The sequence below is a fragment of the uncultured Aquimonas sp. genome (assembly GCF_937888285.1).
Taxonomy (GTDB): domain Bacteria; phylum Pseudomonadota; class Gammaproteobacteria; order Xanthomonadales; family Xanthomonadaceae; genus Aquimonas.
The window spans coordinates 96,829-111,662 of record NZ_CALART010000011.1 but is presented as its reverse complement, the minus strand read 5'-3'; the positions used below and the strand labels follow the sequence as shown (position 1 = coordinate 111,662).

Here is a 14,834-nt window from a genome sequence, read left to right as displayed (position 1 = left end):
GAACGCGCCGCCGGCAAGCGCCCCGGTCATGCCGTGGGCCCGAACCTCTGACTTGCGCGAGGGCAGGGCGTGCCGCGCCGTCGCTGACTCGCTACACTTCGCGGCTCGCGGAGGGATGGCCGAGCGGTTTAAGGCACCGGTCTTGAAAACCGGCGTGGCAGCGATGTCACCGTGGGTTCGAATCCCACTCCCTCCGCCATCCGATCGCCGCGACTTCCGCGCCTTTACAGGCCTCTCGCCCGCATGCTCGACTGCCGCCTTCCGGTGAGGGGCAGGGCATGCGCGGACGCATCGATTTCAACTGCGACGTGGGCGAGAGCTTCGGCGACTGGCGCATGGGCGACGACGCCGCGCTGATTCCACTGGCCTCGTCCGCCAACATCGCCTGCGGCTTCCATGCCGGTGATCCTCTGCACATGCGGGCTGCGGTGGCGCTCTGCCTCGAACACGGCGTCGCCATCGGCGCCCATCCCGGCTGGCCCGATCTGCAGGGCTACGGGCGACGCGCGCTGGCCGCGAGCCCGGCTGAAACCTACGCCTATGTGCTGTACCAGATCGGTGCGCTGGCGGCCTTCGTGCGCGCGGCTGGCGGGCGCCTGCACCACGTCAAGCCGCACGGCGCGCTGTACAACCAGGCCGCGCGCGATGCGGCGCTGGCCGAGGCCATCGCCCGCGCGGTGCGCGACTTCGATCCGCAGCTGAAGCTCTACGGTCTGGCCGGTAGCGCCCTGCTCGAGGCCGCCCGCGCGCAGGGCCTGCAGGCGGTGGGCGAGGCCTTTGCCGAGCGCGCCTACGAGGCCGATGGCAGCCTCACGCCGCGCGCGCTGCCGGGGGCCGTGCTGCACGACTTCGCCGCCGCCGAGGCGCAGGTGCTGGGCCTGATCGCCCGCGGCGAAGTGCTGGCACGCAGCGGTGACGTGGTGCGGGTCGAGGCCGAGACTCTCTGCCTGCACGGCGATCGTCCGGATGCCGTCGACTTTGCGCGAAGGCTGCGCGCGAGTCTCGCGGCGGCCGGCGTGGTGATCGCCGCCCCGTGAGCGCGACCGTCAATCTGCTGCCGCTGGCCGGCGTCGGCCTGGTGGTGCTGGGCTTCGCCCTGCGCCTGAACCCGGCCCTGGTGGTGGTCGGCGCCGGTTTCGCCACGGCGCTGCTGGCCGGCATCGCGCCGGTGGCCACGCTGGAGCTCTTGGGCACGGCCTTCGTCAAGAACCGTTTTCTCGCGCTGCTGCTGCTGACCCTGCCGGTGATCGCCGTGCTGGAGCGGCACGGCCTGAAGCAGCACGTGCAGACGGTGATCGTGCGCCTGCGCGCGGCGACCGCGGGTCGGCTGCTGCTGTTCTACCTCGCGCTGCGGCAGATCCTGTCGATGATCGGCCTGCACAGCCTGGGCGGGCATCCGCAGACGGTGCGGCCGCTGCTGGCGCCGATGGCCGAAGCCGCCGCCGAATCGCGCCACGGCCTGCTGCCGGCGGCGGAGCGCGAGCGCCTGCGCGCGCTGTGCGCCGGCACCGACAACGTCGGCATGTTCTTCGGCGAGGACGTGTTCATCGCCTTCGGCGCGGTGCTGCTGATGCAGAGCTTCTTCGCCGACAACGGCATCGAGCTGCAGCCCATCGACATCGCGCTGTGGGGCATCCCGACCGCGCTCTGCGCCTTCGCGATCCACGGTGCGCGGCTGATGCGGCTGGATGCGCGACTGGCGCGCGAGGCCGCGCGCGCAGCGGCAGGGACGCAGCCATGATCTCGCTGCCGCTGATCTACCTGCTGGCCGGCCTGTTCGTGGCGCGCATCGCCTGGCTGTCGGCGCTGGACGCCAGCAATCCGCGGCGGGCGATGACCGCGGCCTTCTGGGGCCTCTTGGCGCTGTCCTTCCTGATCGGCGATCGCCTGCCCGCGGTCTGGATGGGCGGGGTGGTGGTGGCGCTCGCCCTGCTCGCCGGTTTCGGCGGCGTCCGCGCCGGTCGCGTCGAGCCGGCGTCCGCGGATCGACTGGCCGCCGCGGCGGCGCGCTTCGGCCATCGCCTGTTCGCGCCGGCCCTCGTGATTCCGCTGGTGACCGTGGCCGTGGTGCTGTTCGGCGCCGACATCGGCTGGGGCGAGTGGCGGCTGTTCGGCAGCGAGATGCTCACCCAGGTCGGCCTGGGGCTGGCCTGCCTGCTGGCGCTGCTGGCGGCCTGCGCCTTGACGCGCACCTCACCCCTGCGAGCCGTCGAACACTCGCGCGGCCTGGTCGACGCGATCGGCTGGGCGGCGCTGCTGCCGCTGCTGCTGGCAACGCTGGGCAGCGTGTTCGCGGCCGCCGGCGTCGGCGAGGCGGTGGCCGAGCTGGTGCGGGCGTGGATTCCGGTCGACAACCGCTTCGTGGTGGTGCTGGCCTATGCGCTGGGAATGGCCGGTTTCACCATGGTCATGGGCAACGCCTTCGCCGCCTTCCCCGTGATGACCGCCGGCATTGGCCTGCCCCTGCTGGTCCAGATGCACGGCGCGGATGCAGCCTCGCTGGCCGCGATCGGCATGCTCTCGGGCTATTGCGGCACCTTGATGACGCCGATGGCGGCGAACTTCAACCTGGTGCCGGCGGCGCTGCTGGAACTGCGCGACCCCTACGCGGTCATTCGCGTGCAGATCCCGACGGCCTTGCTGCTGCTGGCGGCCAACGTGGTGCTGATGTACTTCATCGTGTTCCGCAACGTCGCCTGATTGGCGGCCGCGGTCTTTACGGCGGGTTAACCTCGCCGCGCCCGCCGCCGGCCAAGATGCCTCTTCGCTGCTCCCCAGGAATCCGGCCCATGGCCTTGCCCTCCACCTTCGCGCGTCGCCTTGGCGTGCTGCTGCTGCCAGCGGCATTGACCCTGGCCGCCGGCGCCGCCGCACAGTCGCGTGACCCGCTGGCGCTGCCGGACATGGGTTCTTCGGCCGGTACCTTGATCACGCCTGCCGAAGAGGCGATGTACGGCGAATACACGCGGCGCGAGCTGCGCGCCTACGGCATGCTGCTGGAAGACCCGCTGCTCGATGAGTACCTGACGGCGCTGGGCCAGCGCCTCGCCAGCGTCAGCGAGCGGCCGCAGCAGGACTTCACTTTCTTCTGGATGCGCTCGCGCGACATCAACGCCTTCGCCACCCTCGGCGGCTATATCGGCATGAACTCCGGCCTGGTGCTGACGGCGACCAGCGAGGACGAGGTGGCGGCGGTGATGGCGCACGAAATCGCCCATGTGACCCAGCGCCACATCGTGCGCGCTGTCGAGCGCCAGCAGAAGGATGCGATCCCGATCCTGCTGGCGACGCTCGGTGCCATCGCGGTGGCGCAGAGCGCGGGCGGCAACAGCGGCAGCAATGCGACGCAGGCGGCCATCGTCAGCGGCATGGCGCTGATGCAGCAGCGGCAGATCAACCACACCCGCAGCAACGAGTACGAAGCCGACCGCATCGGCATCCTGACGCTGGCCCGCGCCGGCTACGAGCCGATGGCGATGGCCGATTTCTTCGCGCGCATGCACCGCACCCTGCGCTCGACGATCGGCGAGCTGGAGGCCCCCGAGTTCCTGCGCACCCACCCGGTCACCAGCAGCCGCATCAGCGAGGCCAAGGGCCGCGCCGAGGGCAGCCGCATGCCGCTGGGCTTCCAGCCGCCGCCGCGGCTGGACACCCGGCCGATCAATCCGCTGCTGCCCGAGCGGCACTTCGCCGTCGAGGGCCTGCATTCGGGGCCGAGCCGCGCCCTGTTCCCGTGGGTGCAGGCGCGGCTGCGCGTGCTCAGCGCCGACAGCCCCGGCCAGGCCCTGGACGAGTTCGCCAAGCGCGCCGCCGCCGAGGGCGCGGGGCTGTCCGACCATGACCGCTATGGCTATGCGCTGGCGCTGGCGCGGACCAGCGATACGCCCGGCGCACTGCGCCAGCTGCAGGCCATCAGCCAGCCGCCCCCGGGCTACTGGCTGGAGCTGGCGCGCGCCGAGGCCCTGCACCTGGGCGGCCGCCAGCAGGAGGCCGAGCGCCTGTACCAGGCGCTGTACGAGGCCCATCCTAAGAGCCGTCCGGTCAGCCTGAGCTATGCCGATGCGCTGATCCGCACCGGTGGCGCCGAGCAGGGGCGGCGCGCCCAGGCCGTGCTGCGCCCGCTGCTGCTGAGCGCGGCCAGCGACATCGCCCTGCAGCGCAGCTTCGGCCGCGCCAGCGAGCTCGCGGGCGACCCGGTGCGCGCCTCGGAAGCGCACGCCGAAGCGGCTTATCTCGCGGGTCGCGCCGAGGACGCGCTCAACCAGCTGCAGGCCCTCAAGCAGCGCGACGACCTCGACTACTACCAGCGCGCGCGGATCGACGCGCGCATCGCCGAGCTCACGCCCGTGGTGCTTGAACTGCGCGAGCGCGGCATCCGCGCCGGCCGCGAGACGCGCTCCAGTTCGGGGCTCGGCTTCGACGCCGAAAACGCTGTCATGCCAGGGACATAAAACTGTTATCTACTTTGCCGGCGGCTGAAAACCCCACCAAGGACGCCCCGTGCAGAAGCAGATCCTCATCGTCGACGACGAGCCCGCCATCCGCGACATGGTGGCCTTCGCCCTGCGCAAGGCCGAGTACGAGCCGGTGCATGCCGGCGACACCCGCGAAGCCCAGGCGGCCATCGTCAGCCGCGTGCCCGACCTGATCCTGCTCGACTGGATGCTGCCCGGCATGAGCGGCGTCGAGTTCGCCCGCCGCCTGCGCAAGGAAGGCCTGACCCGCGAGGTGCCGATCATCATGCTGACCGCGCGCGGCGAAGAGAACGACCGCGTCAGCGGGCTGGAAGCCGGCGTCGACGACTACGTGGTGAAACCCTTTTCGGCGCGCGAGCTGCTGGCCCGCATCAAGGCGGTGATGCGGCGTTCGCGCGGCGACGAGGAGGACGGCAGCGTGGCGCTCGGCGGGCTGCGCATCGACGGCGCCGCGCACCGCGTCTACGCGGGCGAGACGCCGATCCACATCGGCCCGACCGAGTACCGCCTGCTGCATTTCTTCATGACCCATCCCGAGCGCGTCTACAGCCGCACCCAGCTGCTGGACCACGTCTGGGGCGGCAATGTCTACGTCGAGGAGCGCACGGTCGACGTGCACATCCGCCGCCTGCGCAAGACCCTGGAGCCGCATGCGCTGGACGCGCTGGTGCAGACCGTGCGCGGTGCCGGCTACCGCTTCTCCACCGATGTCTGATCCGCGCCCGCGGCCCGCGTAAGCTGCTCGCGCCACCGCCGCCGATGACATCCGTGCGCAAGACCCGGTTCTCACCTCCCTCCAGCTCGAAGCGCGCCTGGCAGCACACCGCCTGGCGGCTTGCCCTGGTCGTACTCGGCAGCCTGCTGCTCGGCCTCGCGCTCGGCCAGCCCTGGCCCCTGCTGTGCGCGGGCCTGCTCGGCGTGCTGGTTTGGCACTACGCGCAGCTGCACGCCCTGCTGGGCCATCTCAACCGCCGGGAATGGCTGGAGCGGCCGGAAGGGCAGGGCGTGTTCACCGAACTGACCCGCGTGCTCTACCTGCGCCAGCGCGAGAACCGCGAGCGCAAGCGTCGCCTGCTGCGCACCCTGCGCGCCTTCCGCCAGGCCGCGGCGGCGCTGCCCGATTCGGTGGTGGTGTTGAACCGGCGCGAGCAGCGCATCGAGTGGTTCAACGAGTCCACCGAGCACCTGCTGGGCCTGTCCTATCCGCAGGACATCGGCAGCCGCTTCAGCAACCTGGTGCGCTCCCCGCAGGTCACGGCCTGGTTGGAATCCGGCGCTGCCGAGCCGCTGATCGATGTGCCGAGCACCGGCGCGGAAGGCCTGCGCCTCTCGATGCGCCTGCTCGACTACACGCCGGAAGAGCAGCTGCTGATCGCCCGCGACATCAGCAAGCTGCTGCACCTGGAGCAGGTGCGCCGGGATTTCGTGGCCAACGTCTCGCACGAGCTGCGCACGCCGCTGACCGTGCTGCACGGCTACCTCGACATGCTGGAGCCCGAGGACGTGCCCGAGTGGGCGGGCATGCTCGGCGAAATGCGCCGGCAGTCCGGACGCATGACCCAGATCGTCGAGGACCTGCTGACCCTGTCGCGGCTGGAGGCGCGCGAGTCGCTGCCGCACGAGCGCGTCGACATGGGGCCGATGCTGGCCGCCCTGCGCAGCGAGGCCGAGGCCATGAGCCTCGGTCGCCACCGCATCGAGATCGAGGATGCCGCCGGTTGCGATCTGCTCGGCTCGGCCAAGGAGCTGCACAGCGCTTTCTCCAACCTGGTGACGAATGCGGTGCGCTACACCCCCGAAGGCGGACGGGTGCGCGTCGAGTTCCAGCCGACCGCGGCCGGCGGCGTCAGCCTGTGCGTGATCGACACCGGCCCGGGCATCGCGCCCCAGCACCTGCCGCGCCTCACCGAACGCTTCTACCGCGTGTCATCCAGCCGCTCGCGCGACTCCGGCGGCACCGGGCTCGGGCTGGCCATCGTCAAGCACATCCTGCAGCTGCACCAGGCGCAGCTGACGATCGAAAGCGAAGTCGGCGTCGGCAGCCGCTTCTGCTGCGTGTTCGATGCCCGTCACCGTCTCCTCCGCGACGCGAAAGGCGCGGACGCCGCCTGACACAGCCGGCACGGGTCGGAGGATCTCCCCCATTCCGCGCCGGCAGTTCCGGCATCATGGGCCCCCACGCGCGCATGCGCCGCAGAACACGAATCGAAGCCCACGCCATGGCCCAGGACCGCGATCTCACCGATCCCTCGCTGTACATCAACCGCGAGCTGTCCCAGCTCGAGTTCAATTTCCGCGTGCTGGCCCAGGCCATGGACGAGCGCGTGCCGCTGCTGGAGCGGCTGCGCTATCTGTGCATCAGCTGCACCAATCTCGACGAGTTCTTCGAGATCCGGGTCGCCGCGATCCGCCACCAGCAGGACTTCGGCGGCGGCGGCATGGCCGACGGCATCGCGCCGACCGCGGCGCTGGCGCAGATCTACGCGCGCGCCGGCGAGCTGGTCGATGCGCAGTACCGCTACTGGAACGAGACCCTGCGGCCGGCGCTCACCGACGCCGGCATCCGCATCCTCACCCGCGACACCTGGAGCGCCAAGCAGAAGCGCTGGCTGAAGGACTACTTCGACAGCGAGATCACGCCGGTGCTGTCGCCGCTGGCGGTCGATCCGGCGCATCCCTTCCCGCGCATCCTCAACAAGAGCCTGAACCTGGTGGTGGTGCTGCAGGGGCAGGACGCCTTCGGCCGCAGCGGCGGCCTGGCCCTGGTGCGCGCGCCGCGCTCGCTGCCGCGGATCATCCAGCTGCCGGCCAGCGTCTCCGGCGGCAGCCACGATTTCGTGCTGCTGTCGGCGGTGCTCTCGGCCTTCGTCGAGGACCTCTTCCCCGGCATGACGGTGAAGGGCACTTACCAGTTCCGCGTGACCCGCAACTCCGAGCTGTTCGTCGACGAGGACGAGGTCGAGAACCTGGCCTCGGCGCTGCGCGACGAGCTGGTCGGCCGCGGCTACTCGCATGCGGTGCGGCTGGAGATCGCCGACACCTGCCCCAAGCCCATCGTCAAACAGCTGCTGCGCCACTTCGAGCTGCCGGAGTCGGCGATCTATCGCATCAACGGCCCGGTCAACCTCAATCGCGTCACCGCTGTCTACGACATGGTCGATCGGCCGGACCTCAAGTTCCCGGCCTTCAAGCCGCGCCTGCATCCGCACGAGACCGGCGAGGAGCTGTTCGAGGTGGTGCGCCGCGGCGACGTGCTGCTGCACCACCCCTACGACAGCTTCGCGGTGATCCTCGACCTGGTGAAGACCGCCGCCCACGATCCGAACGTGCTGGCGATCAAGCAGACCCTGTACCGCACCGGCCACAACTCGCCGCTGGTGAGCTCGCTGATCGAGGCCGCGCGCAACGGCAAGGACGTCACCGTCGTCATCGAGTTGCGCGCGCGCTTCGATGAAGAGGCCAACCTGCGTCTTGCCGATCGCCTGCAGGAAGCCGGCGTGCAGGTGGTCTACGGCGTGGTTGGCTACAAGACCCACGCCAAGATGCTGCTGATCGTGCGCCGCGAGGGCAAGAAGCTGCAGCGCTATGTGCACCTCGGCACCGGCAACTACCACAGCGGCACCGCCAAGGTGTACACCGACATCGGCCTGATCACCGCCAACGCCGACATCGGCGAGGACGTGCACCTGCTGTTCCAGCAGATGTCGGGCCTGGCGCCGGCGATCCGCCTGAAGCGCATCCTGCAGTCGCCCTTCACCCTGCATCCGGGCCTGCTCAAGAAGATCGAGCGCGAGGCCGCCAATGCGCGCGCCGGCAAGCCCAGCGGCATCATCGCCAAGCTCAACGCGATCAACGAGCCCAAGGTGATCCGCGCCCTGTACCACGCCTCGCAGGCGGGGGTGAAGGTCGAGCTGATCGTGCGCGGCGCTTGCGGCCTGCGGCCGGGCGTGAAAGGTGTATCGGAGAACATCCGGGTGCGCTCGATCATCGGCCGCTTCCTGGAGCACAGCCGCATCTACTGGTTCGCCAACGGCGGCGAGCCCGAGCTGTACGCATCGAGTGCGGACTGGATGGAGCGCAACCTGCTGCGCCGCATCGAAACCTGCTTCCCGATCCTCGATCCCAGCCTGGCCGAGCGCGTGCGCACCGAAGACCTGGAGAACTACCTGCGCGACAACACCCAGGCCTGGGAGCTCAAGTCCGACGGCAGCTATGAGCGGCTCGCTCCCGAGGGCGACGAGATGCCGCATTCGGCCCAGCAGTTCCTGCTCGCCCTGCTCTGCCACTGAAGGATCCGCGCATGCCCGAGACCCTGCTCAAGGCCGACACCGCGGGCCTCGCCGAGAACGAGCTGCTGGCCGCGGTGGATCTCGGCTCGAACAGCTTCCACATGATCGTGGCCCGTCACACGCTTGGACAGCTGCGCGTGGTCGACCGTCTGCGCGAGTCGGTGCGCACCGCCTCGGGCCTGACCGAGCGCGGCGAACTTACCCAGGAAGCGCTCTGGCGTTCGCTGGAATGCCTGGAGCGCATGGGCCAGCGACTGCGCAACATCGCCCCCAACCGGGTTCGCGCGATCGCCACCAATACCGTGCGCCAGCTGCGCAACCCGCAGTCGTTCCTGATACCCGGTCAGACCGCGCTCGGTCATCGCATCGAAGTGGTCTCCGGCCGCGAGGAGGCGCGACTCATCTACCTCGGCGTCGCCCAAGGCCTGCCGCCGAAGAGCAGCCGTCGCCTGGTGATCGACATCGGCGGCGGCAGCACCGAGTTCATCATCGGCGAGGGCTTCGAACCGCTGGAGCGCGAAAGCCTGCAGATGGGCTGCGTGGCGACGACGCGGCGGTTCTTCGGCACCGGCCGGCTGTCGCGCAAGCGCTGGAAGGAAGGGCTGACCGAGATCTCGGCCGAGTTCCAGCAGTTCGCGGCCACCTATCGTGCGCGCGGCTGGAAGGACGTGATCGGCTCCTCCGGCACGGTCAAGGCGATCGGCAAGATCATCAAGGGCATGAAGCTCGGCCGCGGCGAGATCACCCTGGAGGGCCTGGCTGCCGTGCGCGAGGCCCTGCTGGCCTTCGAGGACATCGACCTCATCCAGCTGCCCGAGCTGTCCGAAGAGCGCCGACCGGTGATCGCCGGCGGCGTGCTGGTGCTGGAGGCCGCCTTCAACGAGCTGGGTCTCACCCAGATGAAAGTCGCGCAGACCGCGATGCGCGAGGGCGTGCTCTACGACATGCTCGGGCGCGTGGCCCTGCGCGATCCACGAGATGGCTCGATCCAGGCCATGGCCCAGCGCTACGGCGTGGATGCGGCCCAGGCCGCGCGCGTCGAAGCCACGGTGCTGGCCCTGTTTGACCAGGTGGCGGCCGCCTGGAAGCTGGGCGAGGACGAGCGCCTGAGCCTGGCCTGGGCGGCGCGCGTGCACGAGATCGGCCAGACCATCGCGCACAGCCAGCACCATGTGCACGGTGCCTATCTGATCGAGCACTCCGACATCGCCGGGTTCTCGAACCAGGAGCAGCAGTTCCTCGCCGCGCTGGTGCGCTCGCAGCGTCGCGGCATGCACAAGTCCGTGCAGACCGGCGCTGGCGGTCGCGATCCGCTCACCACCCTGCGCTGCGTCGCCCTGCTGCGGCTGGCGGTGCTGCTGCATCGCAGCCACGAATCGGGCGGCCTGCCGCGCTTCGAGGTGGAGACCCGCGAGCGTGGCCTCTGCCTCAAGCTGCCGCCGAGCTGGCTGCTGCAGCATCCGCTGTCGCGCGCCGACCTCGCCACCGAGCGGGAGATCCTGCACGAGTCGGGCTTCAACCTCGAGCTGGAGTAGGCCCGCATGCGGGCGCAGTCGTCAGCCGTGAGCGGAATCGCCACCGTCCCGCGTAGGCTGTAGCGAACCGATCCGGAGGTCGACATGTCGGCACAGGCGAACGACGCGGCGCCCCGCAGCGGGCGGCGCTGGCTGTGGTGGATTCCCGCGGGTTGCCTCGTGCTCCTGCTGCTGGTCGCTGCCGGCGCCGCTGGCCTGGTCTGGCTGATCGGTGCCGCGCTGGGCGAGGCCGAGGCCTATCAGGAGCCGCTGCGCCGCGCACAGGCCTCGGCCGAGGTGCGCGCCCTGCTGGGCGAGCCGGTCGAAGCGGGCTGGCTGCCCCAAGGCAGGATCGAGGTCAGCAATCGGCACGGCGGCGAGGCACGACTCTCGATTCCGCTCCACGGGCCGCGCGGCGAGGCCGTGCTGGAAGTGCGCGCCGACCTGCCCGAGGGTGCCGAGGACTGGGTCTACGAGCGGATGGAGGTCGTGCCCGCGGGCGGCGGGGCCCCGATCGACCTGCGCGGGAACGCCCGCTAGCCGCCGCGGCGGCGTCCCGCTCAGGCGTCGAAATCGGCCGCCACCGCGCGCGTGACGGTACGCGACAGCAGCAGCCGGTCGACGCGGTTGGCGTCCATGTCCACCACTTCGATGCGCAGCCCCGGCAGCTCGATGATCGCGCCGACCTGCGGCACGCGGCCGAGCAGGTGCATGACCAGGCCGCCCAGGGTGTGCACATCCGCCTCGTCCTGCTGCAGCGTGAGATCGCCACCCAGCAGTTCCTCGACGCGGTCGATGGCGAGCATGCCGTCGATCAGCCAGGAGCCGTCCTCGCGCCGTACGGCCGAGTCGCTGGGCTCGGCGCCGCGCTCCGGCAGCTCGCCGACCAGGGCTTCGAGCAGGTCGGTCAGGCTGACCAGGCCCTCGATGCTGCCGTATTCATCGACCACCAGGGCCAGATGGCTGCGTTTGCGGCGCAGGGTCTCCAGCAGCTGGAAGGGGCTGATCGACTCCGGCACGTAGATCGCCGGATGCAGGGCGACTTCCAGCGAGGGCGGTTCGCCCTCGAGGCAGCGCGCGAGGTAGTCCTTGGCATCGAGCAGGCCCAGCACTTCGTCGAGGCTGCCGCGCGCCACCGGCAGGGTCTGGTAGCGGCCCTCGCGCAGCACCGCATGGTTGACCGCGTGCGGGTCCTCGACGTCGAGCCAGCGGATGTCGCGGCGCGGGGTCATGATCGCGCGCACCTCGATGTCGTCCAGCCGGAACACGTTGCCGACCATGGCCTGCTCGACCGGTTTGAACACACCGCTGGCCGCGCCCTGCGCGATCATCGTGCGGATCTCCTCCTCGCTGACGGATGGCTCGTCGCTGCGGTTGGCGCCCAGCAGACGCAGCAGCAGGTTGCTGGAGAAGCTGAACAGGCTGACCAGCGGATGCGCGATCTTCGCCAGTACGGTCATCGGCGGCGCCACCAGGCTGGCGAAGCGCTCGGGCGCCAGCAGGGCCAGGCGCTTGGGCACGATCTCGCCCAGCACCACCGAGCAGTAGGTGACCGCGATGACCATGCAGACCGTGGCCAGCAGCTGGCTGTGCGCAGCGATCAGCGGCATCTGCTCGAACACCCCGATCAGCCGTTCGGCGATCGCGTTCTCACCGAAGGCGCCGCTGAGGATGCCGATGGTGGTGATGCCGACCTGCACGGTCGACAGGAAGATCGCCGGATCCTCGCTGAGCTTGAGCGCCGCCCGCGCGCCGGCGCTGCCGGCCTCGGCGCGGGCCTGCAGGCGCGCGCTGCGTGAGGACACCAGCGCCATCTCCGAGGCGGCGAACACGCCGTTCAACAGGATCAGGCCGAGCAGGAGCAGCAGTTCCATGGGAAGTCCGGGGACGCGCACAGGCACATCCCGGCGCAGCTTGCAGGGCTGGGGGCGGGCCGCCGCGAATTCAAGCGCGCCCGTCGCCCGCGTCCAGCGACGGCCGCTGGGGGCGGAAGGTTCTCACATGCTCTCAGCCCTCGGCTTCGAGATGCGCGCGCAGCCCCTCCAACTGCTGCCCCTGCACGCGATCGACCACGGGCGCGAACCCGGACAGATCCGTGGCGCTGTAGCCACCGACCGTGTAGCGCATGCGCACCTCGCTGCCGCCGTCCTCGCGCGCGCTGATGCTGAACTCCAGCGCGCCGTGCAGGCCCATGCCCTGCAGTGGGCCGAGGCCGCCCAGCAGGCGCAGGGTGTTGGGTGCATCGACGAAGACCACGCGCAGATGCTCGGCCGAGCGCTCGCCGGCGCGTTCGCAGAAGCAGCCGCCTGCCCGCGCTTCGAGGCTCAGGGTCGACTCCGCCCCCCACCAGGTGTGGTCGCGCGGCCACCAGGTGCCGATGTCCTCGACCAGGGCGCGCCAGGTGCGCTGCGGATCCGTCGCGACCTCGATGCGCTGCTCCAGCGCGAAGCCGCTGGCGGAAGAGGACAGCACCTCCGCCGACGCGAGGCCGGGCGCGAGGCAGGCCAGCAGTGGCAGTGCGAGGGCGTGGCGCATGGTGGCTCCGGCGGTCAGCGGTGGCCGCGATTGAAGTCCTCGCGTCTGCACTTGGCAAGTGGCGCTTGCGGGTGCGCGGGCACTCGGCGCAGTGTTGGCCGACGCCTTCCACGGAGGCCTTCCATGGCCGACCCCACTGCCGCCCTCATCACCCAGCTCAGGAACGTCCAGACGCGCAGCGGACAGTCCATCGCACAGCTGCACCTCGCGCTCGAAGGCTGCGGCCTGGCGAAGCACGGCGAGAAGCGCAGCTGGCTGATGGAGCGTTACGGGCTGGGCTACGGTGACGCCAACACGGTTGTCGCCCTGCAGGGCAAGCCGCTGCCGGCGTTGGACGGCGCCGCGCCGGCGCTGCCTGCAGTCGCGGACGGCGATCCGCTGGACGCGATCTACGCCGGCAACAAGGCTGGGCTGCGCGACCTGCACGAGACGCTGATGGCGCGCATCCACGCGCTCGGCGAGTTCGAGATCGCGCCCAAGAAGAGCTACTTCAGCCTGCGCCGCGCCAAGCAGTTCGCCACGGTTGGCCCGGCCACCGCCAAGCAGATCGAGATCGGCTTGAACTGCCGGAGCCTGCCCAAGGATTCGCGGCTCAAAGTGCTGCCGCCCGGCGGCATGTGCCAGGCCAGCACGCGCGTTTCCGATGCCTCCGAGATCGACGAGGCGCTGCTCGGCTGGATCCGACTCGCCTACACCAGTGCGGGCTGAGCATCCCGATGCACATCGCCCCGCGCGATCGCGGGTCCTCACACGATCCGGCGGCCATTGACCCAACCGCGAGACCGGAACGACTTCACGCCATCTCCCGCTTCTGATCGCACGGCTCGCAGTGGCTATGTGGGGTGCGCGCTGCAGCCGCGCTCCGCGGTTGACCGAGCGAACGCCCGCGGCCATGAGGCTCCCCCCAGAACGATGGGCGCCGCGCGGCGCGCTAGAACAGCTCGCCCTGCGCTGACTCGGCGCGCGGCGGACGGAAGCGGCTGCAGTCGAGTTCGATCTCGTCGCGATGCAGATAGCCCAGACGTTTGCGCGCCAGCTCGAAGCGCGCCTGGATCAGCTTGGCGATCGCGCCCTCGCCGCGCATGCGTGCGCCGAAGCGCGGGTCGTTGTCGCGGCCGCCGCGCATGTCGCGGATCAGGTTCATCACGTGGGCGGCGCGCTGCGGGAAATGCAGCTCCAGCCATTCGCGGAACAGGTCCTTCACCTCGTGCGGCAGGCGCACCAGGGTGTAGTTCGCGTAGAGCGCGCCGGCCTCCCGGCCGCGTTCGAGGATGCCCTCCAGATCGGGATCGTTGACCGCCGGAATCAGCGGGGCGGCGAACACGCCGGTCGGCACACCGGCGGCGCTCAACCGGGCGATCGCTTCGAGCCGCCGGTGCGGCGCGCTGGCGCGCGGCTCCAGCCTGGCGGCGAGGCGATTGTCCAGCGTGGTCACCGACACCGCGACAAACACCAGGCGCTGCGACGCCAGCTCGTGCAGCAGGTCGAGATCGCGCTCGACGCAGGCGTTCTTGGTGACGATGGTGCAGGGGTGTCGCGTTTCCAGCAGCACCTGCAGCACCTCGCGCGTCAAACGGTATTGACGCTCGATCGGCTGATAGGGATCGGTGTTGGCGCCGAGGTTGATCGGGCTGACCCGATGGCTGCGCCTGCCCAGTTCGGCGCGCAGCAGCTCGGCGGCATTGGTCTTGGCGAACAGCCGCGTCTCGAAGTCGAGGCCCGCGGAGAGGTTGAGATAGCCGTGGCTGGGCCGCGCGTAGCAGTAGACGCAGCCGTGCTCGCAGCCGCGATAGACGTTGATGGAGTGCTCGAAGGGGATGTCGGGCGAGTCGTTGTGGCTCAGGATGCTGCGCGCGCGCTCCTCGCTGACCGTGGTGCGCGGTCGTGCAGGCTGCAGGTCCTCGCCCTCGGCGTCGCCCGGCCAGCCGTCGTCCTCGGCCTCGACGCGCACCGACTCGAAGCGCCCTTCGCGATTGCTGGCCGCGCCGCGGCCCTTGATGGGAGTGCCGGACATGCGGCGA

General features: G+C 70.4%; 13 protein-coding genes and 1 tRNA gene. 11 read left to right on the top strand and 3 right to left on the bottom strand.

Features of this window, described 5'->3' with window-relative positions; translation table 11 throughout:
• The first annotated feature begins 109 nt into the window (after positions 1–109).
• From Q0654_RS02825 to Q0654_RS02780, 10 genes are all read left to right on the top strand, one after another.
• Positions 110–199, top strand: a tRNA-Ser gene (locus Q0654_RS02825).
• 79 nt (positions 200–278) lie between these two features.
• On the top strand, positions 279–1,037 hold the full coding sequence (locus tag Q0654_RS02820; protein ID WP_298850284.1) for a 5-oxoprolinase subunit PxpA: 759 nt from the start codon (positions 279–281) through the stop codon (positions 1,035–1,037).
• Positions 1,034–1,741 carry a DUF969 domain-containing protein gene (locus tag Q0654_RS02815; RefSeq protein ID WP_298850281.1) on the top strand — a complete coding sequence of 236 codons (708 nt, stop codon included), beginning with the start codon at positions 1,034–1,036 and terminating at the stop codon, positions 1,739–1,741. The genes Q0654_RS02820 and Q0654_RS02815 overlap by 4 nt, the downstream gene beginning before the upstream one ends.
• Complete coding sequence (locus Q0654_RS02810; RefSeq protein WP_298850279.1) at positions 1,738–2,700, top strand: DUF979 family protein; 963 nt, start codon at positions 1,738–1,740, stop codon at positions 2,698–2,700. The genes Q0654_RS02815 and Q0654_RS02810 overlap by 4 nt, the downstream gene beginning before the upstream one ends.
• A gap of 89 nt (positions 2,701–2,789) precedes the next feature.
• The gene (locus tag Q0654_RS02805) at positions 2,790–4,451 is read left to right on the top strand and encodes a M48 family metalloprotease (RefSeq protein ID WP_298850277.1); all 1,662 of its coding nucleotides are present in this window, start codon (positions 2,790–2,792) and stop codon (positions 4,449–4,451) included.
• 49 nt (positions 4,452–4,500) lie between these two features.
• Positions 4,501–5,190: a phosphate regulon transcriptional regulator PhoB gene (phoB, locus tag Q0654_RS02800; RefSeq protein ID WP_298850275.1), complete on the top strand. Its 690-nt coding sequence runs from the start codon at positions 4,501–4,503 to the stop codon at positions 5,188–5,190.
• A gap of 53 nt (positions 5,191–5,243) precedes the next feature.
• Positions 5,244–6,587, top strand: coding sequence for a phosphate regulon sensor histidine kinase PhoR (phoR, locus tag Q0654_RS02795; RefSeq protein WP_298850273.1), 1,344 nt, complete (start codon positions 5,244–5,246; stop codon positions 6,585–6,587).
• 107 nt (positions 6,588–6,694) lie between these two features.
• Positions 6,695–8,764 carry a polyphosphate kinase 1 gene (ppk1, locus tag Q0654_RS02790; RefSeq protein ID WP_298850271.1) on the top strand — a complete coding sequence of 690 codons (2,070 nt, stop codon included), beginning with the start codon at positions 6,695–6,697 and terminating at the stop codon, positions 8,762–8,764.
• Positions 8,765–8,775: 11 nt separating this feature from the next.
• The gene (locus Q0654_RS02785) at positions 8,776–10,299 is read left to right on the top strand and encodes a Ppx/GppA phosphatase family protein (RefSeq protein ID WP_298850269.1); all 1,524 of its coding nucleotides are present in this window, start codon (positions 8,776–8,778) and stop codon (positions 10,297–10,299) included.
• Between the two features lie 84 nt (positions 10,300–10,383).
• The gene (locus Q0654_RS02780) at positions 10,384–10,818 is read left to right on the top strand and encodes a cytochrome c oxidase assembly factor Coa1 family protein (RefSeq protein ID WP_298850267.1); all 435 of its coding nucleotides are present in this window, start codon (positions 10,384–10,386) and stop codon (positions 10,816–10,818) included.
• Between the two features lie 20 nt (positions 10,819–10,838).
• Here Q0654_RS02780 and Q0654_RS02775 read toward each other — a convergent pair whose 3' ends face one another.
• On the bottom strand, positions 10,839–12,152 hold the full coding sequence (locus Q0654_RS02775; RefSeq protein WP_298850266.1) for a hemolysin family protein: 1,314 nt from the start codon (positions 12,150–12,152) through the stop codon (positions 10,839–10,841).
• A gap of 133 nt (positions 12,153–12,285) precedes the next feature.
• Complete coding sequence (locus tag Q0654_RS02770) at positions 12,286–12,813, bottom strand: SRPBCC domain-containing protein (RefSeq protein ID WP_298850264.1); 528 nt, start codon at positions 12,811–12,813, stop codon at positions 12,286–12,288.
• A gap of 123 nt (positions 12,814–12,936) precedes the next feature.
• On the opposite strand from Q0654_RS02770, the gene Q0654_RS02765 reads away from it, so the two are divergent.
• A complete protein-coding gene (locus Q0654_RS02765) occupies positions 12,937–13,521 on the top strand; it encodes a DUF5655 domain-containing protein (RefSeq protein WP_298850262.1) in 585 nt (194 codons plus the stop codon).
• A 223-nt stretch (positions 13,522–13,744) separates the two neighbouring features.
• On the opposite strand, the gene Q0654_RS02760 is transcribed toward Q0654_RS02765, so the two are convergent.
• Positions 13,745–14,827, bottom strand: coding sequence for a PA0069 family radical SAM protein (locus Q0654_RS02760; RefSeq protein ID WP_298850260.1), 1,083 nt, complete (start codon positions 14,825–14,827; stop codon positions 13,745–13,747).
• Positions 14,828–14,834: the final 7 nt, after the last annotated feature.